The organism is Patulibacter americanus DSM 16676 (assembly GCF_000420025.1).
GTDB lineage: Bacteria > Actinomycetota > Thermoleophilia > Solirubrobacterales > Solirubrobacteraceae > Patulibacter > Patulibacter americanus.
On record NZ_ATUD01000009.1, the window covers coordinates 52,120 to 77,147 of the forward strand.

Consider the following 25,028-nt stretch of genomic DNA (forward strand, 5'->3'; position numbering starts at 1 on the left):
AGGGGCGGCACGGAACTCGGGACGGCTGCCGGTACGATGCGGGTTGTGCATCCGCCCGACTCGCCGGTCGTCAGTGACGCCGGACCGCTCGACGCCGTCGCCGAGGCGGTGGCGTCCGGCTCCGGTCTACCGGCTCTGGCACGCGCCGTCGCACGGGCGCTCGACGCCGGGCTCGTCGTCGCCGACCGCGGGGGCGCGGTGCTCGCGGTGGCCGCCCGCTCCCGCGACGAGGAGCGTCGGCTGCTCGCCGCCCGCGGCGACCTCGAGGCCCTCACGCTGACCGTGGCGGGCGAGACCGCGGGCAGCGCGGTCCTCCAGCACCGCGGCGAGCCGGACCCCGGCGTGCTCTCCCTCGTCCTCACCGTCCTGGCTCTCGAGGTCGAGCGCGTCCGCGCTCCCGCCCGGGCCAGCCAGGAGGAGTCCGCCGCCTTCTGCTCCGACCTGCTCGACGGCACGGTCGTCGACGGGCCGGCGATCGTCGAGCGCGGCGCCGAGCTGGGGATGGACCTCTCCGAGTCGACGGGGGCGCTCGTGGTCCGGGTGCATCCGCACGTCGCCGGGGACGAGGGCTGGCGGGCCCGCGCCCTCGCCGCCGTCGAACGCGGGGCGCGTGCCGTGTCCCCGACGTCGCTCGTCGGCGGACTCGACCGGGGCGGTCCCGCGTCGGAGATCGTCGCGCTCATCCCCGCGGGCGGCGAGGACGCCGTGCCGCGTGCCGCCCAGGCCGCGTTCACCGAGCTCGACGGCGTGCTGCCCGGCCACGCCGTGTCCGTCGGCCACGGCCGGCCCACGGACCAGCCCGGCGACCTGCCGCGCGCCGTGCAGGAGGCGCTCCTGGCGTGCAACGTCTCCGAGGGTGACCCCGAGGTCGCGGTGCTCGGCTTCGAGGAGACGGGCGCGTACCGCCTGCTGCTCTCCGCGATGAGCGAGAACCCCGACGAACTGCGCCGGTTCTACGCCGAGACGATCGAGCCGCTCGCCGCGTACGACGCGCAGTACGAGACCGATCTCGTCGGCACCGTCACGGCCTACCTCGACGCCGACGGCTCCGTCGCCGCCGCGGCGCAGCGCCTCTTCACGCACCGCCACACCGTCCGCTACCGCCTGGAGCGGGTCCGCGAGCTGTGCGGGCTCGACGTGACCTCGAGCGACGGCCGGGAGCGCCTGAGCCTCGGCCTGAAGGCGATGCGCGTGCTCGGCCTCGGCCAGCACGACGGCCCGACCCTCGGCGAGCGCGAGACGCGCCCGCGCCGGGCGGCCTCGGGCACCCGCCGCACGGCGCGCTGAGCGCCGCCGGCGGCGAGCGCCGCGCCCGTGCGCCACGGGGACGGCGGCGGCCTGCCGTAGCATCGCCGCCCATGCGGATCGGCATCGTCACGGGCTCGGGCACCTACCGACTGGAGGGCCTGGAGCAGGGGGAGGCCCGCACGGTGGAGACCGGGGACGGCGCGGTCCCGGTGACGCTCGGCCGGATCGGCGACGTGGAGGTGGTCCATCTGGCCCGCCACCGCGATGGCCACGAGCTCGTCTCGCACCAGGTCACGCACCGGGCGAACGTGCTGGCGATGCGCGAGCTGGGCGTCGACGCGGTGCTCGCCGTGACCGTCTGCGGCACCTGCGATCCCGACGCCGAGCTCGGAAGCCTCGTGGTCTTCGACGACCTGCACTTCCTCCAGAACCGCCTCGCGGACGGGAGCCTCTGCACGCTGCACGACGAGCCGGGCGCCCCCGGCCGCGGGCACTGGGTGTTCGAGGACCCGTTCAGCCCGACCCTCCGCGCGGCGCTGCTGGACGCCGCCCGCGCGACGGGCCGCGAGGTCCGCGACGGCGGGTGCTACGGCCACGTCGACGGGCCCCGCTTCAACACGAAGGCCGAGATCCGCTCCCTGCGCGCGGTGGGCGTCACCGCGGTGAGCCAGACGGCGGGCCCCGAGACGGTCCTGTTCGCCGAGGCCGGCATCCCGTACGCGCTCATCGGCTTCCAGACGGACTACGCCAACGGGGTGCGGGAGCAGGCGACTCCGGTCGAGACCCTCATGGAGCTCATCGGCCGCTCCGTCGGCGACTTCGCTGCGGTGCTCGCCGAGGCCATCCCACGGGCGGCGGGTGCCGACCTCCGCCCCGTCGGCACGAACATCACCTGGGACTGAGGGCCAGCCTCCCGCCGCTCGGCCGGGGCCGCCGGGCCGGGCGTTGTCGGCGATCGGTCCTGCGGATGCAGCCTGTACACCGCACGGGGCGTGTGGTTGGATCCCCGCACCCTGCGCGGCGCGGGCCGGGCCTGCAGCCCCGCCGGTGCCGCCGTCCCGCACCCCGGAGCGCCCCGCGTGTCACCCACCCGCCCGTCGTCCCCTCCCGTCCCCGGTCGCCGCGCACGCCCAGCGGCGCTGCTCGCGGCCTCGGTGCTGGGAGGATTCGCCCTCGCGGCCGCCCCGGCCGGCGCCGCGTGGACGCCGCCGGCGGCCCTGGGGTTCGAGCCCGAGGCCCTGTGGACGGGCGTGCCGGGACAGGCGGCGTTCGCGGGCGTCGACGACCTCGGCACCACGCAGCTGGCGCTCCGCTCACCGGGGTCATCGACGTTGCGGCCGGCCCCGAGCCCCGTCCCGCCGGAGGAGTACGCGGTGTACGGCGCGGGTGGGGCCGTCGCGTTCATCGTCCCCGAGCCCACGCCGACGCTGCAGGTGGGGACCATCGACGCCGGCGGGGTGTTCACGCTCGCCGGGAGCATCGACGTCGACGGGGACGACAGCCTCGAGGCGGTGGCCGCGGCGGGGGACGGGTCCGTCGCGGTCGTCTACGGCGACGGCGACAGCGCGCTGCACCTCGTCCTCGCCCGCGCCGGGACGACGCCGAACGACCAGATCGTCTCCGCCGACGGCACCGTGGCGAGCCCCGCGGACGTCGCGCCGGCCAGCGGCGGCGGCTACGCGGCGGCCTGGCTCGAGACGAACGACACCACGACGGAGATCGCCGGGCTGCGCGTCCGCCCCGGCGCCGCCCCGGACCCCCGGGTCACGCTGGTGATCGACGACGACATCTCCCCGGACGCCCTCATCGAGGAGATCGCCGTGCCCCCGGGAGCCGCGGTCCCGACGGCCGTGTGGGGCGGAACGGCCCCGGACGCGAACGGCGTCACGACGACGTACGCGTGGTTGTCGGTCCAGGGCACCGCGACGAGGGAGGTCGCGTCGCTGCCCGGCGAGGGCTCGGCCGTCGTCGAGACCCGCGCGTTCCCGTCCGGCCGCATCCTCGTGGCCGCGACGCTCGTGACGGAGGACGGCGACGGGTTCCCGGTCGTCAAGGTGCTGCCGCCCACCGCCGGCCCGGAGTGCGTCGTGCCCGGCCGGGCGCTCGATCCCCGGTCGACCCCGACGGCCGGCGCCATCACCCTCGTCGGCCTCGACGCGGCGCGCGCCATCGTGCGGCACGACGTGCGCGAGGACTGTGGCGGCGAGCCCCCCGTCACGGGCCCCCGTGCTCCCGGGGCGGTGAAGGCGGTCGGGACGGATCCGCAGGGCAGCCTGGTCGTCGCGGTCTCGGACGAGGAGAACGCCGCCGGCGCGTTCACGGTCGACGACCGGACGCCCCCGACGCTCTCCGGCCTGCGGGCGCCCTCCCGCCTGGCCCCCGGCGAGCGCTTCTCGGCCAGCGTGCAGGCCAGCGACGCCTGGAGCATCGGCACGGTCTCCTGGCGGCTCGACGGCCGGCCCTTCGGAGAGGACGGGACCACCGTCAACGGCCGGGCACCCGAGGCCGGCGAGCACCGCCTCGAGGTGACGGCCACGGACGCCGCCGGCAACCGCAGCCGCGCGACAACGACCGTCACCGTGGTCGCCGACGACGCGGGGGCGCCGACGCCGCCGCCCGGGCCCGGCGCCGAGGTGCCCCTGCCGGAGCCGAAGCCCGGCGGGAAGCAGCCGCGGTCCCCGTCCGACCCCACGGTGCGCATCCGCTCGATCCAGGAGACCTCGAAGGGGTGGGTGCTGCGCCTGCGTGTGCGCCACGCGTCGCGCGTGCGGCTGCGGCTCTACCGCGAGCGCTACCTCGGCGCCGAGAAGCTGCGTCGTCCGCTGACGTGCCCCGTGCGGCCCCGTCCGCTCCGGCGTCCGCCGACCGGCCTGCGCGGCCGCACGACGGTCGTCGTCGACGGGGCGTCCGTCGCGCTGCGGATCCCGCGGCCGCTCGCCGATGCCCTCAGGAAGCGCGGGCGCTACACGCTGAGCGTCGTGGCGCTCGGGACGGGGTCGAAGGCGCGGACGGCCTCGGCCGCGGCCAACCGGTCGTTCACGGCCTGCTGACGGACGGCCGCCCGCCGCGCTCTGCGGCCCGTCCTGCCGGGCGACCTACCGGCAGGACGGCGGGCGCGGTCTTCCGCAAGACTGTGAACGCACCCGTTGGGGAGTGGTGTAACGGCAGCACGGCGGCCTTTGGAGCCGTCAGGTCAAGGTTCGAATCCTTGCTCCCCAGCTTCCGGGTGGGCCCGATGTCCTCGCGAACCGGCGGCCGGGAGGCCGCCGCCGGCCGTCGCCGCACGCGCCGCAGCGCGCCTCGACGGCTCACGTCCGTCGCGGAACGTTCCGTCTTTCGACGGATGCATGCTCCACCGGCGTGAGGCAGGCTCCGGACTCCGACCACCTCGTCCTGGAGCGCCTCATGGCCCCGTCCGATCCTTCCCGTCCCACCGTCGTCCTCGTGCACGGCGCGTTCGCCGAGTCCGCCAGCTGGAGCGGCGTCGTAGCCGTGCTGCAGGACGCGGGCTGCACCGTCGTCGCCGCGGCCAACCCGCTGCGGGGCGTGGCCTCCGACGCCGCGTCGCTGCGGGCCCAGCTCGACGCCCTCGAGGGCCCGATCGTCCTCGTCGGCCACTCCTACGGCGGCGCCGTCGCGTCCTCCGCAGCCGCCGGCAGCGACGCCGTGAAGGCCCTGGTCTACGTCGCCGCGTTCGCGCCCGAGGAGGGCGAGTCGTGCGGCGACCTGGCCGGCCGGTTCCCGGGCAGCTCGCTCGGCGAGACCCTCGTGCCGGCGCCGCTCGCCGACGGCGGCACGGACCTGCGCATCAGCCCCGACCGCTTCCGGGCGCAGTTCTGCCACGACGTCGACGAGGCCACGGCGAACCTGATGGCGGTGACGCAGCGTCCGATCGCGGAGGCCGCGCTCGGCGAGGCCGCCAAGGCCGCCGCCTGGAAGACGATCCCGTCCTGGTTCGTCTTCGGCACCGAGGACCGCAACATCCCGGTCGCGTCGCTGCGGTTCATGGCCGAGCGCGCCGGCTCGAAGGGCACCGTCGAGGTCGACGGGGCGTCGCACGCGCTGGGCGTCAGCACCCCCGGCACCGTTGCGGACGTCATCCTGCAGGCCGTCGAGGCCGTCTGAGCGGGCCACGCCGCCCGGGCGTGTCGTCCGGGTCGCGTACGCTCGGGGCGTGAGCGCCGCACACGCCCCGACCGTCATCGTCCTGGCCGCGGGTCGCGGCACCCGGATGCGATCGAGCACGCCGAAGGTCCTGCACGACCTGTGCGGCCTGCCCCTCGTCGGCTGGCCCCTGCGGGCCGCCGGCGAGGTGGGGGCGCACCGCACGGTCGTCGTCGACCAGCCGGCGCGCGTCCTCGACGGGCACCTGCCGGCGGACGTGCAGATCGTCGAGCAGCACGCCGACCGGCACGGCGACGGCACCGCGGGTGCGGTCATCGCCGCGACCGACCTGATCGATCCCGACCGGCCCGTGGTCGTGCTGACGGGCGACGCCCCGCTCGTCACGGGCGAGGTGGTCGCCGGGCTGCTGGCCACCCACGCCGCCGAGGGCAACTCCGCCACGGTGCTCTCCGCCGAGCTCCCGGACCCGGGGCAGCTCGGCCGCGTCGTGCGCGACGCCGACGGTGCGGTCCTCAAGATCGTCGAGACGAAGGTCGCCGGCGACGCCACCCCGGAGGAGCTCTTGATCCGCGAGGTCAACGCCGGCGTCTACTGCTTCTCCGGCGATCGGCTGCTCGCCGCCCTGCCGCGGGTCGGCGGCGACAACGCGCAGGGCGAGAAGTACCTCCCCGACGTCCTCGGCATCCTCCGCGCCGACGGCGACCGCGTGGGCGCGCACCAGGCGCCGACGCCCGAGATCGTCCTCGGCGCGAACGACCGCGCCGAGCTCGCGGTCGTGCGTGAGGTCCTGCAGGCGCGGATCCACGAGGCGCACCTGCGCGCCGGCGTGACGATCGTCAACCCCGCGTCGACCGTCATCGATGACGGCGTGCGTATCGAGGCGGACGCCACGATCGAGCCCGGCTGCGTGCTGCGCGGCACCACCACGATCGCCGCGGGTGCCGTCGTCGGTCCCCACACCACCGCGATCGACGCGACGATCGGCGCCGGCGCCACCGTGCTGCACTCGCACGTGCTCGGGGCCGTGGCCGAGGCGGGCTCCACGATCGGGCCCTTCTCGTACCTGCGACCCGGCACCCTGCTGCGCGAGGGGGCCAAGGCCGGCGCGTTCGTCGAGCTGAAGAACGCCGACGTGGGGAAGGGGTCGAAGGTCCCGCACCTGTCCTACATCGGCGACGCCGAGATCGGTCCGGGCACGAACATCGGCGCGGCCACCATCACGTCGAACTACGACGGGTACCACAAGCACCGCACCACGATCGGCGCGGGCGTCCGCACCGGCGTCGACACCACGTTCGTCGCGCCCGTGACCGTGGGCGACGACGCCTACACCGGGGCCGGCAGCGTCATCACGAAGGACGTCCCCGCCGGCGCGCTGGGGATCGCCCGCGAGCGCCAGAAGAACATCGAGGGCTACGCCGAGCAGGCCGCGGCCCGCGCGGCCGCCAAGGACTGAGCGGCGTACGACGGACACCGGCCGGGCGCGGCGTGCGGTCCGGCCGAGCCGTACCCCTCCGGCCAGCCCGTGTGGTTACCCTCCGGTGAGCGGCGGCATCCTTCGTGCCCCGCTCGCACTCGCCTCCTCGCACTGGATCCGCCTCACCGTGAGCTCCGTCCGTTCGATCGTCGACTCCGCCACGAGCATGCAGCTGGAGTACGGCAAGAAGCTCATGCTCTTCAGTGGGCGGGCCAACCCAGGCCTCGCAGACGCCATCGGCAGCCGCCTCGGCGTTGCCCCCGGCCCGATCACTCTGAAGACCTTCTCCAACGGCGAGGTCTACTGCCGGTTCGAGGAGTCGATCCGCGGGGCGGACGTCTTCCTCGTCCAGCCGACCTGCGCCAACCCCGAGACGGGCATCAGCGCCAACGACGCGCTGATGGAGCTCCTGGTGATGATCGACGCCGCCGTCGGCGCCAGCGCCCACCGCGTCATCGCGGTGACCCCCTGGTACGGCTACTCCCGTCAGGACAAGAAGAGCGCCCCGCGCGAGCCGATCTCCGCCCGCCTCGTCGCCCGGATGCTCGAGTCCGCCGGCGCCGACCGCGTGCTGACGATGGACCTCCACGCCGGCCAGGTCCAGGGCTTCTTCCAGATCCCCGTCGACCACATGACGGCGATGATGATGCTCACGCAGTACTTCATGGACCTGCAGCTCGACGAGGACCTCGTCGTCGTCGCCCCGGACGCCGGCCGCGTGAAGCTCAACAAGAAGTTCGCCGACCGCATGGGCGCCGACCTCGCGATCCTCGACAAGGAGCGGCCGCAGCAGCAGGTCGCCCAGATCGGTCACGTCATCGGCGACGTGAAGGGCAAGACGGCGATCATCGTCGACGACATCATCGACACCGCCGGCACGCTCCGGGCCGCCGGCGAGGCCGTGAAGGCCGCGGGCGCGTCGAAGGTCTACGCCGCCGCCACCCACGCCGTCCTCTCCGGCAAGGCCTACGAGAACCTCGCCGCCGCGCCGTTCGAGCAGATCGTCGTCACCGACACGATCCCGATCCGCCTGGGCGCGCCGGACAACTTGCACGTCGTCTCCTGCGCCACCCTCCTGACGGACTCGATCCGCAGCATCTTCACGGACGACTCGGTCTCCGAGGTCTTCCAGGGCGAGAACCAGCTCTTCTAGGGAAGGGACCGGCCCCCACCCCGAGCGTCTCGGGCCGCGCCGCGCCGGACTGCGGCGGGGCTCGGGGCACCCGGAGGGGACCGGGCCCCACCCCGAGCGTCTCGGGTCGCGCCGCCCCGGACTGCGGCGGGGCTCGGGGCACCCGGAAGGGGCCTGGCAGGATTGGCGGATGACCTCCCCGGGACCGCTGCCGCCGATCGTCGCCCCGGGCGCCGTCCCGGACGGCGCGGTGCTGGCGGACGTCCGCTGGTACCTCGACGGGCGTGGCGGGCGGGAGGCGTACGAGGCCGGGCACCTGCCGGGGGCCGTGTTCATCGACCTCGACGCCTGGCTGGCCGGCGATCCGGCGGGCGGTGGGGGCCGGCACCCGCTGCCGGCCCCGGAGACGTTCGCCGAGGGCATGGCGTCCCTCGGCGTCGCCGACGACGACCGCGTCGTGGCCTACGACGACGCCGGGGGCGTGATCGCCGCCCGGCTCGTGTGGATGCTGCGGGCGACCGGGCACGACGCGGCCCTGCTGGACGGCGGCCTGACGGCCTACGACGGGCCGCTCGAGCACGGGCACCCGGGCCGCCCGCCGGCCACGTTTCGGCCGCGCCCCTGGCCCGCGGAGCGGCTCGCCGACGTGGACGACGCCACGGACCGCGGCAACGTCGTCCTGGACGCCCGGCCCGCGGACCGCTACCGCGGCGCGCCCGACCCGCACGACCCGCGGGCCGGCCACATCCCCGGCGCGCGCAGCCTGCCGTGCCGCGGGCACCTCGACGAGGACGGCCGGCTGCTGCCGGTGGAGTCCCTGCGCTCCCGGTTCGCCGCGGTCGGCGTCACGGGGGAGGAGCCCGTCGTCTCGTCCTGCGGCTCGGGCGTGACGGCCTGCCACAACCTGCTCGTCATGGAGCACGCGGGCCTCGGACACGGACGGCTCTTCCCCGGCTCCTGGTCGCAGTACAGCCGCGAGCCGGACCGGCCCGCGGTCACGGGCGACGCGCCGGGCTGAGCGCGGGGGGAAGGGACGCCGGGTCGCGCCCCACCCGCCCATCGAGTGTCGTGCGGGGTTCCGACCCGACTCGTCCGGCGGCGACGGCGTCCCGCCTGACCCGCCACGTCCGCCCGCCGACCCGCCCGGCGGCGCCCGCGCCCTCCCGCGCTACGCTCGACGGGTGTCCACGACCGCCGCGCAGCTGCTGACCGAGCGTCTCGGGCTGACCGACGACGAGGTGCTGCAGATCCTCGACGCCGATCCCCTGTCCGTGCTGGCGGGCGAGCTCGAGCACAAGCCCCAGCTCGCCCTGCTGCTCGCCCTCACGGAGGAGCCGGCGGAGCAGGTCGGCGTGCCGACGCTGCAGCGCTGGGTACGCACCGGCGGGCCCGCGGGGCGGCCGATCGACCTGCTGGTCCGGCGGGAGTTCGGCGCGTTCGAGGATGCGCTCGCTACGCTGCAGGCGCGGGGACTCGTCGTCCGCCGCACCGCCTGACCGTCGCGTCCGCCCGAGCACCGGGCCGACCGCACCGCGCACGGGGCGACGCCGGGACCACGTCCCGGCACCCACGGGGGGGGCAGTTCGCCCGCCTCCCGGGGTCGACCCTCGTGACGTTCGCGTGCCCCACCGAGGAGGAACCCATGTCTCGCACCGCCCTACGCACGATCGCCGGCTCGCTGGCCGCCGTGTCGCTGCTCGCCGCCGCCCCCGCCGGCGCCGACGCCCGGATGGCCAAGGGCCTCCAGGACATCCAGATGCTGAGCGACGACCCGCAGGACCGGGCCGCGTTCTTCGCCGACGCGAAGTCCTCGCGCGCCACCACCGTGCGCGTGCTGGTGAAGTGGGACGGCCGCAGCGAGGAGGCGCCGCTGGACCAGATCACCCGCATCCGCCGCGCCGCGGAGGAGGGCCGGGAGGCGAACGTGCGCCTGCTCGTCGGCTCCTACGTGACGATGGGCCGCGGCAAGCGTGCCGGCGCGAAGGTGCCCGCCCGCACCCAGACCCGGTACGTCCGGTTCATGGGCGACGTCGCGAAGCAGCTGTCCGACCTGCCGCTGGCGGGCTACCTCACGTTCAACGAGCCGAACTACCGCACCGCCTGGCCGACGCGCCGCGAGCGTGAGTGGGTCCGGCTCTCCAACCGCGTCTACACGGCGATGAAGCGCGCGGACCGCGGCGCGAAGGTGCTCGTCGGCGAGGCCGCGCCGAACACCCGCTCCGGCGATGCCGCCACGAACCCGGGCGCGTTCTTCCGCAAGGCGCTCTACCTCGACGCGAACTACAAGCCGACGAGTCGCTCCAAGGCCGCGCGGACGAAGCTCCTGGGCGACGGCTTCACGCTGCACACCTACGACTTCGTCCGCTCCCCGACGAAGGCGACCACGGCGACGGACCAGTGGACGCACGGCAACCTGAAGACGACGGTGGCGCAGGTCAAGCGCCTCGCGCGCGCCGGGCGCCTGTCGGGCACCGCCGCGCGGAACATCCACATCACGGAGTTCGCGTACCGCACCGCGGGGGGCCACCGGACCCCGGACGCGCGGGCCGCGCGCTACCTTCGCTCCGCCTTCGCGTCGGCGAAGCGCTCCCGGATCAAGACGTTCATCTGGTACCAGGTGCGTGACCCGAAGGGCCGCAGCGACTGGAAGTCCGGGCTCCGCACCTCGTCGGGCAAGGCCCGGAAGACCTGGAGCGTCTGGCGCCGCCTCCGCTAGCGGCGCCCGGGGTGCCCGCGCTCAGGCGTGGGCGCCCTTCTGCTCCTCCTTGTGGTCCCCGGGCCACGTGCCGAAGAGGTGCTCGAACACGAGCATCCCGTAGCGGCTGACCGCCGCGTTCGTGGCCGCGAAGATCGCGGACTGCAGGACCGTGGCGGCGATCGCCCGGCCGGCCGGGTCCTCGCGGACGTCCGGGTCGGGCAGATCGCCGCCGTCGACGCGCTGCCAGATCTGATTGAAGAGCGCCATCGCGAGGCGCGAGGCGATCAGCCCGGCGATGAGGCTGAACGGCTTGAAGAGGAGCTTCATCGCCGCGACACTAGCGCGGAGAAGGGCCGCCGCGTGCTAGAGAGCAGGGATGCACCGTCCCCTCCGGGTCGCCGCGCGCGCGGCGACCCTGGCCCTCGTCCTCGCCGGAAGCGCCGCAGCATCAGCGGCCGCTCAGGACGCACCCCCAGCGACGCCCCCGGCCCCGGCGCCCGCTCCGCCCGGGACGACCACCGCCCCGGCGACCCCGCCCGCCCCGGACGTCCCGCGTCCGGCCCCGACGCCCCCCACCGCGGGCGCCCGCGAGTTCGCCGGGCAGGACGACCGCTGGACCGTCGGCGGCGCGTGGCTCATCCGCCGCGACCAGGGCAACGTCGGCATGAAGGAGGGGTGGGAGCGCCGGGCCAGCCCCGTCGGCTGGACCGCGGGCAGCGTCCCGAACGTGTGGAACGCCGGGGACAACAGCCCGGAGTCGCAGGCCGGCGGCATCACCTGGTACCGCCGCGAGCTGCGGCTGCCGCGGATCCCGAAGGCCCGCAAGGGCGGCGCGTTCGTGCTGCGGTTCGAGCGGGTCGCCGTCGCCGCCCAGGTGTGGGTCGACGGCGAGAAGATCGGCAGCCACCGCGGCGCCTACGAGCCGTTCGAGCTGCGGATCCCGGCCAAGCGGGCGCGCGACGGCAAGGTCACGCTCGTCGTGCGCACGACCAACGTCCGCAACGTCGGCGACTTCCCGCCCGCCTCGACGCAGCGCGACGGCACCCCCGGCGGCGGCTGGTGGAACGACGGCGGCATCCCGCGCGAGGTCGTCCTGCGCTACGCCGACGGCCTCGACCTCTCCCCGGTGCAGATCACGCCCGACCTGCCGTCCGCCGACAGCTCGGGCCTGCTCCGCGTCCGCGCGACGGTGACCAACGTCGCGTCCGGCACCCGCCGGGCCCGCGTGCAGATCCGCGTCGGCGACCGCGTCAAGCGCCTGGGCGACGTGCGGCTGAAGGGCGGCGAGAGCCGGGAGCTCGAGGGTCGGATGAGCGTGCCCGATCCGATCGTCTGGACGCCGAAGAAGCCGACGCTCTACACGGCCGGCGTCGAGGCGCGGCTGACGAGCGGCAAGCGCGAGGGGGAGCGGGTCGCCCGCTACCGCGTGCGCACCGGCATCCGCTCCGTGAAGGTCGTCAAGGGCCACCTGCAGCTGAACTTCCGCGACGTCAACCTGCGCGGGTCCGGCCTGCACGAGATGGACATCCGGCGGGCGAGCGCGCTGACGAACCACGGGCAGAACGAGCTCCTGCAGCAGGTGCGCGACCTCGGCGGCCTCGTGCTGCGCGCGCACTACCCGCTGCACCCGCGGATCCTGGAGGAGGCCGACCGCCAGGGCCTCCTCGTCTGGAGCGAGATCCCGGTCTACCAGGTGCGCCAGAGCCAGCTCGCACGCCCGTCCGTGCTGAACAACGCGCTCGAGCTGCTCGAGTCGATGATCGTCACGAACGCCCACCACCCGTCCGTGTTCACGTGGTCCGTCGGCAACGAGCTGACGACGAACCCGGGCAAGCCGATCGTGGACTACTTCAAGGCCACGCGGAAGGTCGTGGACGAGCTCGACCGCAGCCGGCCGATGGCCTACGCCCGCCAATCCGGCGTGCGCTACGGCTGCGTCGGGGCGTACGGCCCGGTCGACCTGCTCGGCCTGAACGACTACTTCGGCTGGTACGGCGCGCCGGACGACCCGCTGTCGAATCCGGCCGAGCTCGGCCCCTTCCTGGACCGCCTGCGCGCCTGCAACCCGCGCGAGGCGATCATGATCACCGAGACCGGGGCCGAGGCCAACCACGACGGTCCCGTCACGAACGCCGGCACGTACGCGTTCCAGGCGGCGTACGCGGCGCACCACTTCGGCGTCTACCGCTCGAAGCCCTGGCTCTCCGGGGCGATCTGGTGGGGCCTGCGCGAGTTCCGCGTGCGGCCGAACTGGGCCGGGGGCAACCCGGCCCCGACGCCGCCGTGGCACGGCAAGGGCCTCCTGGGTCGGGACTTCTCGAAGAAGCCCGCGTGGACGGTGCTCCGCGACGAGTTCCGCAGCGTCGACCAGCTCTCGGCGCCGTCGACGGCGCCCGTGACGATCCCGCCCTCGCCGCCCGGCCGCTCGTCCGCCGCGGGCACGGGGGAGGACGGCGACCCCGCCGCCGCCCCGGGCGACGGCGCGGCGACGCCGGGCGCCTGACGCCACCGCCCCCGGCACCCCCGGACGGCTTCGGCCATCCGGGGGTGGCGGGGCGTTTTGCGCCGTCCTCCGCTAAGATCCTCCGTCGCTCATGGCCACGAACTCTTCCTCGCTCGCAGTCGCTTCCCGCGAACCCGCCCACTCGCGTGAGGCCCGGCGTGCCCGTCGTCAGGGCAGCGTCCCCGGCGTCATCTACGGCGGCGACGAGCAGCCCGTCTCGATCGCCGTCAACGAGCGCGATCTGCGCCACACGCTCGCCGCGAAGGGCGCCGTCATCGACGTCGCCATCGACGGCGGCGCGACGCAGCCCGTCGTGCTCAAGGAGGCCCAGCGCCACCCGGTCCGCGGCCAGATCGTGCACGTCGACCTCCTCCGCGTCGACCTGAAGCAGAAGATCCAGGCCGTCGTCCCCGTCGAGGTGACGGGTGCCGACGAGGCCGAGGGCGTCAAGCTCGGCGGCATCGTGGAGCAGATCGTCCGCGAGGTCACCATCGAGGCCCTCCCGAACGAGATCCCCGAGTCCGTCTCGATCTCGGTCCTGAACCTCGAGATCGGCAACAACCTGACCGTCGGCGACATCGAGATCCCCTCGACCGCCACGCTGATCGACGAGCCCGACAACGTGGCCGTCAACCTGAGCGCCCCGCGTCTGGCCTCCGAGGTCGAGGCCGAGGCCGAGGCCGCCGCCGAGGCCGGTGCCGCCGCCGCCGAGGGCAGCGAGGCCGCGCCCGCCGGTTCCGGCGACGAGTAGGCCGCTCGGGGTTCCCGCCGGACGCCCACGCGTCCGGCGGTCGAGCCCCGGCCCGATTTCCTCCCCCGCTCCCCGATGATGCTCCGCGGCGGCGCCACGCCCGTCGACTGGCTGGTCGTCGGTCTCGGGAACCCCGGCTCCCAGTACGACCGGACGCCGCACAACGCGGGGTTCCAGGTCGCCGAGGAGCTGGCCCGCCGTTGGGACCTCGGCAAGCCGCGCGACAAGTTCCGCGGCCGGCTCTACGACGGCGCCGTCCGCGAGTTCCCGGGCGAGCCGCCCGTGCGCGTCGGCGTCCTGCTGCCGCAGACGTTCATGAACGAGTCGGGCCGCTCCGTCAGCCCGGCGCGCGGCCAGCTCAAGGTGCCTCTCGAGCGCATCCTCGTCCTGCACGACGAGATCGACCTGGCCTTCGGCGACGTCCGCTGGCGCCTCGGCGGCGGCCTGGCGGGGCACAACGGCCTGAAGTCCCTCAAGCGCGAGCTGGGCGAGCCGACGTTCGGCCGCGTGCGCATCGGCGTCGGCCGCCCGAACTCGACGGACCCCGAGATCGTCTCGGCCTACGTCCTGGGCAAGTGGCGCCAGGAGGGCTGGGAGGTCGAGGACCTGATCAAGACGGCGGCGGACGCGGCCGAGGCGATCGTCTTCGGGCGTCGCGAGCTCGTGGCGAACAAGCCGAACGGCTGAGTCGGGCGGGGGCGTCGCCGGCCGCCGGTGGCCGTCGGACGCACCCCCAGAACGAGCACGGGCCCGCTTGTGGCGGGCCCGTCGTCGTGGAGGCCCTGCGGGCCTGGGGTGCGTCCTAGCGGGGCCGGGTCGCGTAGTTCGGCGCCTCGACGGTCATCTGCACGTCGTGGGCGTGGCTCTCCTTGAGGCCGGCGGAGGTGATCCGCACGAACTGGCCGTTGTCCTGGAGCTCGCCGATCGTCGCCGCGCCGGTGTAGCCCATCGCGGCGCGGAGGCCGCCGACGAGCTGGTGGGCGACGGCCTGGACGGGGCCGCGGTAGGGCACCTGGCCCTCGACGCCCTCGGGGACGAGCTTGTCGTCGCCGGAGACGTTGTCCTGAAAGTAGCGGTCCTTCGAGAAGCTCTTGCGGCCCTGCATCGCGCCGAGCGAGCCCATGCCGCGGTAGCTCTTGAACTGCTTGCCGTTGATGAAGACGAGCTCGCCGGGCGACTCCTCGCAGCCGGCGAGCAGCGAGCCGAGCATCACGGTCGACGCGCCGGCGGAGAGCGCCTTGGCGATGTCGCCCGAGTACTGCAGGCCGCCGTCGCCGATGACGGGGACGCCGGCCGGGCGTGCGGCGCGCGAGGCCTCGAAGATCGCGGAGACCTGGGGCACACCGACGCCCGCGACGATGCGGGTCGTGCAGATGGAGCCCGGGCCGACGCCGACCTTGACGGCGTCGGCACCGGCGTCGATGAGCGCCTGGGCACCGGCGCGCGTGGCGACGTTGCCGCCGATGACGTCGACGGACGTCTCGCGCTTGACCTGGGCGACGGTGTTCAGCACGCCCTGCTGGTGGCCGTGGGCCGTGTCGACGATGAGGACGTCGACCCCGGCATCGACGAGCGCGTGGGCGCGCTCGCGGCTGTCCGCACCGACGCCGACGGCGGCGCCGACGAGCAGGCGGCCGGAGCCGTCCTTCGAGGCGGAGGGGTACTTCTCCGTCTTCGTGAAGTCCTTCAGGGTGATGAGGCCCGCGAGGCGGCCGTCGCCGTCGACGAGGGGGAGCTTCTCGATCTTGTGCTCGCGCAGCAGGCGCATGGCCTCCTCGCCCGAGGTGCCGGGGGAGGCCGTGACGAGCGGCATGCGCGTCATGACCGAGGTGAGCGGCTGCTCGTGGTCGGACTCGAAGCGGATGTCGCGGTTCGTGACGATGCCGAGCAGGTGGCCCGACTCGTCGCAGATCGGCAGGCCGCCGATGCCGTAGCGGCCCATGATCGCGTCGGCCTCGCGGATCGTCGCGTCCGGGCCGATCGTCACGGGGTGGCGGATCATGCCCGCCTCGGAGCGCTTGACCGTGTCGACCTGCGCGGCCTGGTCCTCGATGGACTGGTTGCGGTGCAGGATGCCGATGCCGCCCTGGCGGGCCATGGCGATGGCCATCCGCGCCTCGGTGACCGTGTCCATCGCCGCCGACAGCAGCGGCACCTTCAGCTGGATGTTGCGCGTCAGCCAGGTGCCGGTCGCGACCTCGTTGGGCAGCACGCTCGACGGGCCGGGCAGCAGGAGGACGTCGTCGTAGGTCAGACCCTCGAGGACGAACTTGTCGCTCGGGGTGATCGCCTCTACGGCGGGAGCGACGTCGCGGGACGTCAGGTGCGATACATGGGGCATGGCGCGGGTGCTGGGTCGACGGCGGTGAACCCGGGTGCCGCGCCGCCGCTCCCGCGACGGAACGACGTCCGTCTGTAGACGGTAGCGCGCGCGGGGGGCGGAACTGCGTGAGTCGGGTCCGGATGTGCGCCGTTCGTCCGTACGACCTTGGGGCGACGGACCCGGAACGCCCCGCGGGGTGTCCCGTCCCGCCCGACGCCCACGTCCGACCCGTCCGTCCGCCGCGTACAATCCGTCGTCCCTCCCGGCGGTCGACCGGCGGGGACAGAACACGGCCGCGCCGGCTCCCGGCGGGGCCTTCGCGCGTCCCTCCGCCCGTCCGGAGGGCGACCCCTCGCCACCACAGGCTCGCCGCATGTCCTCGCTCCGCCCCCTCCTCCGCCACCTCGCCGACGAGCCCACGGGCGCCCGCATCGCCCGGGAGGGTGGCCGGGTCTTCGTCGCGACGTCCATGCGCCCGTTCGTGGTGGCCGGTGCGCTCGACGGCGTCGACGGGGCGATCGGCCTGGGCCGGCCCGCGCTCGTCGTCGCCCCGGACGACAAGGCCGCCCGCGAGCTCGCCCGCGACCTGCGCGCCTGGCTGCACCCACGGCCCGTGCGCTTCTACCCCTCGCGCGGCGTGGCGTACGAGTCGCACCTCGCGCCGCCGCCGCACCTGGTCGGCATGCGCGTGGCCGCGCTCGACGCGCTCCTGGCTCCGGACGATCCCGAGGCCGAGCTCCCGGTGGTCGTCGCGTCCGCCGCGGCCCTGTCGGAGACGGTCCCCGACCCGTCGCTGCGCCCGCGCGGCTTCTGCCTCAAGGTCGGCGAGCTGCTCGACCTCGACGACGTCGCCCACGACCTCGTGGCCTGCGGCTACGCCCGCGTGGACCAGGTCGACGACCGCGGCCAGTTCGCGATCCGTGGCGGGATCCTCGACGTCTTCCCGGCGACGGAGGACAACCCCGTGCGCGTGGACCTCTTCGACATCGAGATCGAGTCGATCCGCGCGTTCTCCGTCTACACGCAGCGCAGCCTGGGCGAGCTGCCGCAGGTCGACGTCGCCCCGGCCGCCGAGCTGGCGGCGGAGCACCGCGGCGCCGAGATCGCCCACTCCATCCAGGCGGCGAAGGAGGGAGAGGAGCGCCCCGACGTCGCGAGCCTGCTGCCCGTCGACCGCTTCGGCCCGTTCCTCGACCTCGTGCCGCAGGACGCGGCGGTCGTCATCGTCGCCGACGAGGAGATCGCCCCCGCGCTGCGCGACCAGTGGGACGACGTCTGCGCCGCCTTCCACGACGAGGATGCCGGCCACCTCTACGTCAAGCCCGACGATGTGATGGCCGAGCTCGACCGCCGCGCCGAGCTGCGGATCATGAGCCTCCTGCAGGACCAGGACCTGCAGCTGCACGCGCAGTCCGGCGACCTGGCGGCCCGCAACCTGACGGGGGCGGAGACCGAGCTCGAGAAGCTGCTGCGCTCGGGGTACCGCACCGTCGTGACCTGGCGGCGGCAGGGCGACGGCGACCGCGCCGCCTACAACCTGTCCCGCGTGCGCGCCCAGTGGGTGGGGGAGGGCGACTTCGACCGCTCGCGCGCCGGCTTCGTCATCGCCGACCTGCGCCACGGGTTCATCGCCCCGGGCATGGAGCTCGCGGTGCTGCCGGACCACCGGCTCATGCGCCGGCGCAAGACGGAGGCCGACGACGAGTCGCGCCGCCGCTCGGGCCGCAAGGGCGCGCTGAAGAGCTTCGCCGACCTGCGCACGGGCGACATCGTGGTGCACGAGGACCACGGCATCGCGCGCTTCAACGGGTTCGACACGAAGACCGTCGGCGGGATCACCCGCGACTACCTCAAGCTCCAGTACGCCGGCGACGACAAGGTCTTCGTCCCCGTCGACCAGCTCGCGAAGATCACCCGCTACGTCACCGGCGGCGGGGCGCAGCCCACGCTCTCCAAGCTCGGAGGCAAGGGCTGGGAGCTCATCAAGACCCGGGCGCGCAAGGCCGCGCACGAGATGGCCGGCGAGCTCATCAACCTCTACGCGGAGCGGCGCCGCCGGCGCGGCCACCAGTTCCCGCCCGACGGCGAGCTCGTGGAGGAGTTCGAGGCGAAGTTCCCCTACAAGGAGACCGTCGACCAGCTCGACGCCATCGACGCGGTCAAGGCCGACATGGAGTCCCCGCGGCCGATGGACCGCCTGATCTGCGGCGACGTCGGGTTCGGCAAGACCGAGGTCGCCCTCCGCGCCGCGGTGAAGGCGGCCGCGGACGGCAAGCAGGTGTTGATCCTCGCCCCGACGACCATCCTCGCCCAGCAGCACTACGGCACCTTCTCCGAGCGGCTGCGCGACCTCCCCCTGACCGTCGACCACGTCTCGCGGTTCCGCACCGCGCCGGAGCAGCGCGAGGTCGTCAAGGCGTTCAACGAGGGCAAGGTCGACGTGCTCGTCGGCACGCACCGCATCCTGGGCCGCGACGTCCAGGGTCGCGACCTCGGCCTGATCGTCGTGGACGAGGAGCAGCGCTTCGGGGTCAAGCAGAAGGAGAACCTGCGCCAGCTCAAGCTCAAGGTCGACGTCATCGCGATGTCGGCCACGCCGATCCCACGCACGCTGCAGATGTCGCTGGCCGGCCTGCGCGACATCTCCACGATCGAGACCGCCCCGGAGGGCCGCCGGCCCGTCAAGACGTACGTCGGCGAGTACGACGAGCAGCTCGTCCGCCAGGCGCTCCGGCGCGAGAAGGAGCGCGGCGGCCAGTCGTTCTTCCTCCACAACCGCGTCGAGACGATCGACGAGACGGCCAGCCGCCTGCGCGGCCTGTGCCCCGACATGAGCTTCGAGGTCGCCCACGGCCAGATGACCGACCAGCAGCTCGAGGACCACATGATGCGGTTCCTCAAGGGCGACGCCGACGTGCTCGTGTCGACGTCGATCATCGAGTCGGGCATCGACATCCCGCAGGCCAACACGCTGATCGTCGACCGCTCCGACCTGTTCGGCCTGAGCCAGCTCTACCAGATCCGCGGCCGCGTGGGCCGGGGTCGCGACCGCGGCTACGCCTACCTGCTCTACCCCTCCGCGGCCGCGTTGACGGAGGACGCGATGCACCGGCTCACGGCGCTCGCCGACTACACCGAGCTGGGCTCGGGCTTCCAGATCGCGATGCGCGACCTCGAGCTGCGCGGCGCCGGCAACCTGCTCGGCGACGAGCAGTCCGGGCACGTCGCGGCGCTGGGATTCGAGCTCTACCTGTCGATGCTGGAGGCGGCCGTGGCCGAGCGCGAGGCCGAGGACGGCGACGGCGAGCAGGGGGATGAGCGTCCCGAGCCCGTCCGCATGGACGCCCAGGTCTCGGCGTACGTCCCCGCGGACTACGTGCCCTACGAGCAGGCGAAGGTCGACGTCCACCGGCGGATCGCGGCGGCGAGCGACGTGGCCGACCTCGAGGAGCTCCGCGGCGAGCTCGAGGACCGCTTCGGCGCGCTCCCCGAGCCGCTGCTGAACCTCGTCGAGCTGCAGCGGGCGCGGATCCGCTTCGGCGAGGCGCGCTGCAAGGTCGTCACGCTGCGCGGCACGAAGCTCACGGCCACGCCGATCGAGCTCGACGCGGAGGGCATCGCCCGGTTGAAGGAGGAGGTGCCCGCGGCGAAGTACGAGGGCGGCTACTCCCGCATCACGGTCACCGTCCCGAAGGACGGGCCGGAGCGGCTCGAGGCCGTGGTCGCGGCCTCGGAGGGTGTGCGCGCCGCGGCACTGAGCATGACCCCGGCCTGAGCCCGCGGGCGTCGACGGGGCGCCCGCGCGGGTCCGGCGTTCCGGCCCGGTTCGCGTCGCGGAAGCTTCGCGAACCCGGGTAGGAATACGTACGTGGCCCTGAGCACAGGCTTAGGTGCGATCGCTACTCTCCGCCTGATGCCTCGTCCCCAGTTCTCCGCCAGAGCCGCCCTTCTCTCCGCTGCGGTCGTACCGACGGCGATGGCCCTCGCCGGGTGCGGCGGAGGTCTCTCCGCCGACGCCGTCGCGAAGGTCGACGGCAACGAGGTCACGAAGACCTCGCTCGAGCAGATGGAGAAGCTGCAGCTCACGCAGATCTCGCAGCAGCTCAAGGGCGGCAAGCTCTTCTCGGCGCCCAACCCGACGCTCGTCTCGTTCAAGGCGCCCTTCACCGAGTGCGTGACGCTCGCGAAGAAGGTGCTGCCGAAGGAGCAGCGGCCCGCCGACGCCGCGCTCAAGCAGACGTGCGCCGGCATCCCGAAGCAGTCGAAGGAGCAGGCGCTCCAGGCGCTGATCGTCACCAAGATCGCCGACGGCGAGGCCGAGGAGAAGAAGGTCACGGCCTCCGATGCGGACATCAAGAAGGGCAAGGAGGAGCTCCTCACGGCCCTCGGCGCGAAGGGCCAGGTGCCCAAGCTCCTCAAGCTCACCGGCGCGTCGGACGAGCTGCTGACGGACCAGGCGAAGACCACCGTGCTGCTCACGAAGGTCCAGGAGAAGATCCGCAAGGACGCCAGCAAGGTCACCGACGCCGACGTCCAGGCCGCGTACGACAAGAACAAGGCCCAGTACGCGCAGCCCGAGTCGCGCGAGCTCCACGTCGTGCTGACGAAGACCGAGGCCCAGGCCGAGAAGGCCAAGAAGGCCGTCGAGGACGGCGACTCGTTCGCGTCCGTGGCGAAGAAGTACTCCATCGACCAGGTCACGAAGAGCCAGGGCGGCAAGCTGACGGTCGCGAAGGGCCAGCAGGAGGCGCAGCTCGAGAAGGCCGCCTTCGCCGCCAAGAAGGGCGAGGTCGCCGGTCCGGTCAAGAGCGAGTCGGGCTACTACGTCCTGCAGGTCGACAAGGTCGTCCCCGCCAAGCAGATCCCCTTCGCGCAGGTCAAGACCGCGCTGAAGCAGCAGCTTCAGACCTCCAAGCCGGCGGAGGCCCTCCAGAAGTGGACCGAGGGCGTGACGAAGGAGTGGAAGGCCAAGACGGAGTGCCGCGAGGGGTACAACACCATCGAGTTCTGCAAGAACGCTCCGAAGCCCACGACGACGACCGGTGCCGCCGGCGCCGCCGGCGCGCAGCAGGGCCAGTAGGCACCGTCGCCCGGGGCGCCGTCCCCGGGCCCGAAGGGCCGACACGGTCCGCGCGCTCACGGGGCTCCGTCGCCGGAGCGCTACCGTGGACCCGTGCCGCGTGACGAGATCATCTCCGCGCTCGGTGCGCTCGACGACCTCACCCGTCGTCTGCGTATCGAGTGCCCCTGGGACCGTGAGCAGGACGAGCGCACGATCGTCCCGCACACGCTCGAAGAGGCCTACGAGCTTGCGGACGCCGCGAACTCCGGCGACGACGCCAAGCTCCGCGACGAGCTCGGCGACGTCCTCTTCCAGGTCCACTTCCTCTCGCTCCTGCTCGAGGAGCGCGGCGCCGGCGACCTGGCGGACGTCGCACGCGGCACGCGCCGCAAGCTGATCCGCCGCCATCCGCACGTCTTCGCGGCGGACAGCCCGGAGATGGCCGAGGTGCTCGCGGCGGACGCCGCCGAGCAGGCGGAGACGACGCGTCGGGCCGGCGCCCAGCTGCAGGCGGTGACCGGCGCCGACGACGTGCTCGCGAACTGGGACCGCATCAAGCAGACCGAGGCCGGCCGCGAGGGCGGGATCTTCGGCGAGGTCCCCGACAACCTGCCGTCCCTGCTGTTCGCCCGCAAGGTGCAGCGCCGCGCCGCCTCGTCCGGGTTCGACCCGATCGGCGTGGACGAGGCGATCGAGGCCGCGCACGCGCAGCTCGACCGCATGGCCGAGACGATCCGCGCCGGGGCGCGTGCCGCCACGTTCGAGGCTCTCGGCGACGCGCTGTTCGCCATGGCGAACGTGGCCCGCAAGGCCAAGGCCGACCCGGAGATCGCGCTGCGCTCGGCGAGTGCCCGGTTCCGGGACCGCGTGCTGCGCGCCGAGGCCCTGGCCGAGTCCGAGGGCCACACGTGGAGCGCCCTCGACGACGACGACCGCCTGGGCTACTACGCCCAGGTGCTCTTCGCCGAGGGTGGCGGCGGGGCGCAGCCCGACGACGCCTGAGGCGGCCGCCGGCCGTCGCCCGCGGCCCGTCGGTCAGGATCCGCGGCCCGCGGGCCGTAGCCCGCGTGGCTCAGGCCGCGAGCAGCGCGTCCGCGGTGCGGCGGTCCGCCACGCCGGTGCACGGCAGCCCACGGTGGCGCTGGAACCGCGCGACGGCATCCGTCGTCGGACGGTCCCAGTGGGCGCTCTGCAGGTCGTGGTCCAGCTCGCCGGCCCGCACGAGCAGCGCCTGGGCGTCGGCCGCCTGGAGGGCCGGGACCATCTGCTCCTCGGCCTCGCCGGGCACGAGCGCCGCGGCGAGCGCGCCGAGCAGCGCGGTGGCCGGCGAGCGCGGGCGGCGGAGCGTGGACGTCCAGGCCGGACGCGCGTGGTGGTGGGGGTGGGTGGTGGTCGACATGCTGGCCCTTCGGTGGGGTGCCTCCACCGTCCCACGCCGTCCTGAGCGGACCTCGTGCTCGGCCTCAACGGCACCTGAGTCCGCCCGGCGCGCTGGTCGCGCCGGGCGGTGGAACCATCGTGGCGCAGGGGTGCTCGCACGACCATGGGGGATGGCCCCCGGGCGACCCGAGGAGAACCCCGACGCCCCTGAGGACCACCCCGACGGCCCCGGGTCATCCCGCCCCGCTGCTCGACGCCCGCAGCGACGACGCGACGAAGAACGCGTTGACCGCCCAGCACACGCTGGGTCGCCTCGCCCGGCCCGCCGAGGCGGCGCACCTCGTGGCGTGGCTCGCTGCCGTCGGCGCCTCCGTCGTCACGGGGCGTGCCACCCCGTCGACGGCGGCTCCCTGGTCCGGTGAGCGCCCGGGGCGACGGTCACGCCGTCCGCACGGCAGACTGTCGCCCCATGAGCCAGATCGAGTCCGTCCATGGCCGCCAGATCCTCGACTCGCGGGGCAACCCGACGGTCGAGGTCGAGGTGGCCCTCTCCTCCGGTGCCACCGCCCGCGCGGCCGTGCCGTCGGGGGCCTCCACGGGCGAGTTCGAGGCCACGGAGCTGCGCGACGGCGGCTCGGCGTACCTCGGCAAGGGCGTCACGCAGGCCGTGGGGCACGTCAACGGCGAGATCGCGCAGGCCGTGAAGGGCCGCGACGCGAACGACCAGGCCGGGCTCGACCAGGCGCTGATCGACCTGGACGGCACGAAGAACAAGTCGCGCCTGGGCGCCAACGCGATCCTCGGCGTCTCGCTCGCCGTCGCGAAGGCCGCCGCGGCCGACGCCGGCGTGCCCCTCTGGAAGCACCTGCAGGTCGAGGCTTCGGGCAAGAACCGCCCGGGCCTCACGCTGCCGGTGCCGATGATGAACGTGCTCAACGGCGGCTCGCACGCGGACAACTCCGTGGACTTCCAGGAGTTCATGATCGTCCCGTTCGGGTTCGACACCTTCTCCGAGGGCCTGCGCGTCGGCACGGAGATCTTCCACGGCCTGAAGAAGCTGCTGCACGGCCGCGGCCTGGCGACCTCGGTCGGCGACGAGGGTGGCTTCGCGCCGGACCTGTCCTCGAACGAGGAGGCGCTGCAGGTGCTCGTCGACGGCATCGAGCAGGCCGGCTACAAGCCCGGCGAGCAGGTCGGCATCGCGCTGGACCCCGCCACGTCCGAGATCTTCGAGAACGGGGTCTACGACCTCGCGCACGAGAAGCGCACGCTGAGCTCGCAGGAGATGGCGGACTACTGGGCCGACAAGGCCGGCAAGTACCCCATCCTCTCCATCGAGGACGGCATGGACGAGGAGGACTGGGACGGCTGGAAGACGCTGACCACGGCCCTGGGCGAGAAGCTCCAGCTCGTCGGCGACGACCTCTTCGTGACGAACCCGGAGCGGCTCTCCCGCGGCATCGACCTGGGCGTCGGCAACTCCATCCTCATCAAGGTCAACCAGATCGGCACGCTGACGGAGACCCTGGAGGCCATCCGCATGGCCCAGGCCGCCGGCTACACCGCCGTCATGTCGCACCGCTCGGGCGAGACGGAGGACGTGACGATCGCCGACCTCGCCGTCGCCACGGGCTGCGGCCAGATCAAGACCGGCGCTCCCTCGCGCTCGGACCGCGTCGCGAAGTACAACCAGCTCCTGCGCATCGAGGAGGCCCTGGGCGCCTCCGCGGTCTACCCGGGCCGCTCCGTCTTCCGCAGCTAGAACGGACCCGCGTCCGGCCCGCTGCACGGGCCGGACGCGCGGCGCCGCGGCGGCCGCGGAACGCCCTGGCGAACAGGCGTTCCGGGGTCCTGCAACGGATCTTGCGTCCCGTCCGGTCGCGGCGTTGCAAGTCTCGGTGCGGCGCGAGGAACGGGCCCCACGCCGACCAATACCCGGGGCGTGAGCAGCGCCACGACCCACGCTCCCCGCACGCGCACCCAGGCCGCTCCGGCCCGGGTGGCCGTGAACCGCGCCCGTCTGGGGCGCGTCGCCCTCGTCGTCCTCGTCCTCCTCATGGCCACGAGCTACGTGCGTCCCGCCCTCGACTGGGTGAGCGCGAAGCAGGCCGCCGGAGAGCAGGCTGCGCGTCTCGCGCAGCTCGAGGCGACCGAGGCGCGCCTGCTGCGGGAGAAGGAGCGGCTGAGCACGCCGCGGGGTCTGTCGGCTGCGGCACGACAGCTGGGGATGGTCCGCGAGGGTGAGCGGACCTACGTCGTGACCGGGCTGCCGAAGCACTGATCGCTCCGCGCACGCGACGGGCTGCCCGCCACCTCCACGTAGGTGGGC

General features: G+C 74.0%; 20 protein-coding genes and 1 tRNA gene. 18 read left to right on the plus strand and 3 right to left on the minus strand.

What is annotated here, in order from left to right; genetic code table 11:
* The first annotated feature begins 45 nt into the window (after nt 1-45).
* The 10 genes from F593_RS0114790 (at nt 46) to F593_RS0114835 (ending at nt 10,698) form a co-directional block, all read left to right on the plus strand.
* Nucleotides 46-1,287, plus strand: a complete 1,242-nt coding sequence (locus F593_RS0114790) for a PucR family transcriptional regulator (RefSeq protein WP_022929529.1) — start codon at nt 46-48, stop codon at nt 1,285-1,287.
* Nucleotides 1,288-1,358: 71 nt separating this feature from the next.
* Nucleotides 1,359-2,150 carry an MTAP family purine nucleoside phosphorylase gene (locus F593_RS25595; RefSeq protein WP_022929530.1) on the plus strand — a complete coding sequence of 264 codons (792 nt, stop codon included), beginning with the start codon at nt 1,359-1,361 and terminating at the stop codon, nt 2,148-2,150.
* 177 nt (nt 2,151-2,327) lie between these two features.
* Nucleotides 2,328-4,298 (plus strand): PKD domain-containing protein, encoded by a 1,971-nt coding sequence (locus F593_RS0114800; protein ID WP_157251843.1) that lies wholly within the window; start codon nt 2,328-2,330, stop codon nt 4,296-4,298.
* A gap of 97 nt (nt 4,299-4,395) precedes the next feature.
* A tRNA-Gln gene (locus F593_RS0114805) sits at nt 4,396-4,467 on the plus strand.
* Nucleotides 4,468-4,653: 186 nt separating this feature from the next.
* Nucleotides 4,654-5,373, plus strand: coding sequence for an alpha/beta fold hydrolase (locus F593_RS25600; protein ID WP_033207700.1), 720 nt, complete (start codon nt 4,654-4,656; stop codon nt 5,371-5,373).
* Between the two features lie 49 nt (nt 5,374-5,422).
* Nucleotides 5,423-6,829 carry a bifunctional UDP-N-acetylglucosamine diphosphorylase/glucosamine-1-phosphate N-acetyltransferase GlmU gene (gene glmU, locus F593_RS0114815; protein ID WP_022929533.1) on the plus strand — a complete coding sequence of 469 codons (1,407 nt, stop codon included), beginning with the start codon at nt 5,423-5,425 and terminating at the stop codon, nt 6,827-6,829.
* A 193-nt stretch (nt 6,830-7,022) separates the two neighbouring features.
* The gene (locus tag F593_RS0114820; RefSeq protein ID WP_028721701.1) at nt 7,023-8,003 is read left to right on the plus strand and encodes a ribose-phosphate diphosphokinase; all 981 of its coding nucleotides are present in this window, start codon (nt 7,023-7,025) and stop codon (nt 8,001-8,003) included.
* 169 nt (nt 8,004-8,172) lie between these two features.
* The gene (locus F593_RS25605; protein ID WP_022929535.1) at nt 8,173-9,000 is read left to right on the plus strand and encodes a sulfurtransferase; all 828 of its coding nucleotides are present in this window, start codon (nt 8,173-8,175) and stop codon (nt 8,998-9,000) included.
* Between the two features lie 163 nt (nt 9,001-9,163).
* On the plus strand, nt 9,164-9,478 hold the full coding sequence (locus F593_RS0114830; protein WP_022929536.1) for a hypothetical protein: 315 nt from the start codon (nt 9,164-9,166) through the stop codon (nt 9,476-9,478).
* Between the two features lie 146 nt (nt 9,479-9,624).
* Nucleotides 9,625-10,698, plus strand: a complete 1,074-nt coding sequence (locus tag F593_RS0114835; RefSeq protein ID WP_028721702.1) for a cellulase family glycosylhydrolase — start codon at nt 9,625-9,627, stop codon at nt 10,696-10,698.
* Nucleotides 10,699-10,719: 21 nt separating this feature from the next.
* Here the strand turns inward: F593_RS0114835 and F593_RS0114840 are convergent, their stop codons facing one another.
* On the minus strand, nt 10,720-11,007 hold the full coding sequence (locus F593_RS0114840) for a DUF4235 domain-containing protein (RefSeq protein ID WP_022929538.1): 288 nt from the start codon (nt 11,005-11,007) through the stop codon (nt 10,720-10,722).
* 49 nt (nt 11,008-11,056) lie between these two features.
* On the opposite strand from F593_RS0114840, the gene F593_RS0114845 reads away from it, so the two are divergent.
* The 3 genes from F593_RS0114845 to pth all read left to right on the plus strand — a co-directional run bounded on the left by F593_RS0114845 (nt 11,057) and on the right by pth (nt 14,621).
* Nucleotides 11,057-13,183, plus strand: coding sequence for a glycoside hydrolase family 2 protein (locus F593_RS0114845; protein ID WP_022929539.1), 2,127 nt, complete (start codon nt 11,057-11,059; stop codon nt 13,181-13,183).
* A gap of 91 nt (nt 13,184-13,274) precedes the next feature.
* Nucleotides 13,275-13,934, plus strand: a complete 660-nt coding sequence (locus F593_RS25610) for a 50S ribosomal protein L25 (RefSeq protein WP_022929540.1) — start codon at nt 13,275-13,277, stop codon at nt 13,932-13,934.
* Nucleotides 13,935-14,009: 75 nt separating this feature from the next.
* Entirely contained in the window at nt 14,010-14,621 is a 612-nt protein-coding gene (pth, locus tag F593_RS0114855; protein ID WP_022929541.1) for an aminoacyl-tRNA hydrolase, read from the plus strand.
* 115 nt (nt 14,622-14,736) lie between these two features.
* On the opposite strand, the gene guaB is transcribed toward pth, so the two are convergent.
* Nucleotides 14,737-16,275 (minus strand): IMP dehydrogenase, encoded by a 1,539-nt coding sequence (gene guaB, locus F593_RS0114860; RefSeq protein ID WP_022929542.1) that lies wholly within the window; start codon nt 16,273-16,275, stop codon nt 14,737-14,739.
* Nucleotides 16,276-16,630: 355 nt separating this feature from the next.
* Here guaB and mfd point away from each other — a divergent pair, with 355 nt between their 5' ends.
* The 3 genes from mfd (at nt 16,631) to F593_RS0114875 (ending at nt 22,321) form a co-directional block, all read left to right on the plus strand.
* Nucleotides 16,631-20,032, plus strand: a complete 3,402-nt coding sequence (gene mfd / locus F593_RS0114865; RefSeq protein WP_022929543.1) for a transcription-repair coupling factor — start codon at nt 16,631-16,633, stop codon at nt 20,030-20,032.
* Between the two features lie 138 nt (nt 20,033-20,170).
* Nucleotides 20,171-21,337 (plus strand): peptidyl-prolyl cis-trans isomerase, encoded by a 1,167-nt coding sequence (locus F593_RS0114870; protein WP_084630093.1) that lies wholly within the window; start codon nt 20,171-20,173, stop codon nt 21,335-21,337.
* 93 nt (nt 21,338-21,430) lie between these two features.
* Nucleotides 21,431-22,321 (plus strand): MazG nucleotide pyrophosphohydrolase domain-containing protein, encoded by an 891-nt coding sequence (locus F593_RS0114875; protein ID WP_022929545.1) that lies wholly within the window; start codon nt 21,431-21,433, stop codon nt 22,319-22,321.
* A gap of 70 nt (nt 22,322-22,391) precedes the next feature.
* Here the strand turns inward: F593_RS0114875 and F593_RS0114880 are convergent, their stop codons facing one another.
* Nucleotides 22,392-22,718 (minus strand): peptidoglycan-binding domain-containing protein, encoded by a 327-nt coding sequence (locus tag F593_RS0114880; RefSeq protein WP_022929546.1) that lies wholly within the window; start codon nt 22,716-22,718, stop codon nt 22,392-22,394.
* A 450-nt stretch (nt 22,719-23,168) separates the two neighbouring features.
* Between F593_RS0114880 and eno the strand changes: the two genes are divergently transcribed.
* On the plus strand, nt 23,169-24,461 hold the full coding sequence (gene eno, locus F593_RS0114885) for a phosphopyruvate hydratase (protein ID WP_022929547.1): 1,293 nt from the start codon (nt 23,169-23,171) through the stop codon (nt 24,459-24,461).
* Nucleotides 24,462-24,641: 180 nt separating this feature from the next.
* Nucleotides 24,642-24,980: a septum formation initiator family protein gene (locus F593_RS0114890; protein WP_157251845.1), complete on the plus strand. Its 339-nt coding sequence runs from the start codon at nt 24,642-24,644 to the stop codon at nt 24,978-24,980.
* Nucleotides 24,981-25,028 lie beyond the last annotated feature (48 nt).

What these genes read in the sequence shown, in the direction of transcription:
- F593_RS25595 (WP_022929530.1), top strand. Translation starts at nt 1,359, where the DNA reads ATGCGGATCGGCATCGTCACGGGCTCGGGCACCTACCGACTGGAGGGC.
- F593_RS25600 (WP_033207700.1), top strand. Translation starts at nt 4,654, where the DNA reads ATGGCCCCGTCCGATCCTTCCCGTCCCACCGTCGTCCTCGTGCACGGC.
- F593_RS25605 (WP_022929535.1), top strand. Translation starts at nt 8,173, where the DNA reads ATGACCTCCCCGGGACCGCTGCCGCCGATCGTCGCCCCGGGCGCCGTC.
- F593_RS0114835 (WP_028721702.1), top strand. Translation starts at nt 9,625, where the DNA reads ATGTCTCGCACCGCCCTACGCACGATCGCCGGCTCGCTGGCCGCCGTG.
- F593_RS0114840 (WP_022929538.1), bottom strand. Translation starts at nt 11,007, where the DNA reads ATGAAGCTCCTCTTCAAGCCGTTCAGCCTCATCGCCGGGCTGATCGCC.
- F593_RS0114845 (WP_022929539.1), top strand. Translation starts at nt 11,057, where the DNA reads ATGCACCGTCCCCTCCGGGTCGCCGCGCGCGCGGCGACCCTGGCCCTC.
- F593_RS25610 (WP_022929540.1), top strand. Translation starts at nt 13,275, where the DNA reads ATGGCCACGAACTCTTCCTCGCTCGCAGTCGCTTCCCGCGAACCCGCC.
- pth (WP_022929541.1), top strand. Translation starts at nt 14,010, where the DNA reads ATGATGCTCCGCGGCGGCGCCACGCCCGTCGACTGGCTGGTCGTCGGT.
- guaB (WP_022929542.1), bottom strand. Translation starts at nt 16,275, where the DNA reads ATGCCCCATGTATCGCACCTGACGTCCCGCGACGTCGCTCCCGCCGTA.
- mfd (WP_022929543.1), top strand. Translation starts at nt 16,631, where the DNA reads ATGTCCTCGCTCCGCCCCCTCCTCCGCCACCTCGCCGACGAGCCCACG.
- F593_RS0114870 (WP_084630093.1), top strand. Translation starts at nt 20,171, where the DNA reads ATGCCTCGTCCCCAGTTCTCCGCCAGAGCCGCCCTTCTCTCCGCTGCG.
- F593_RS0114880 (WP_022929546.1), bottom strand. Translation starts at nt 22,718, where the DNA reads ATGTCGACCACCACCCACCCCCACCACCACGCGCGTCCGGCCTGGACG.
- eno (WP_022929547.1), top strand. Translation starts at nt 23,169, where the DNA reads ATGAGCCAGATCGAGTCCGTCCATGGCCGCCAGATCCTCGACTCGCGG.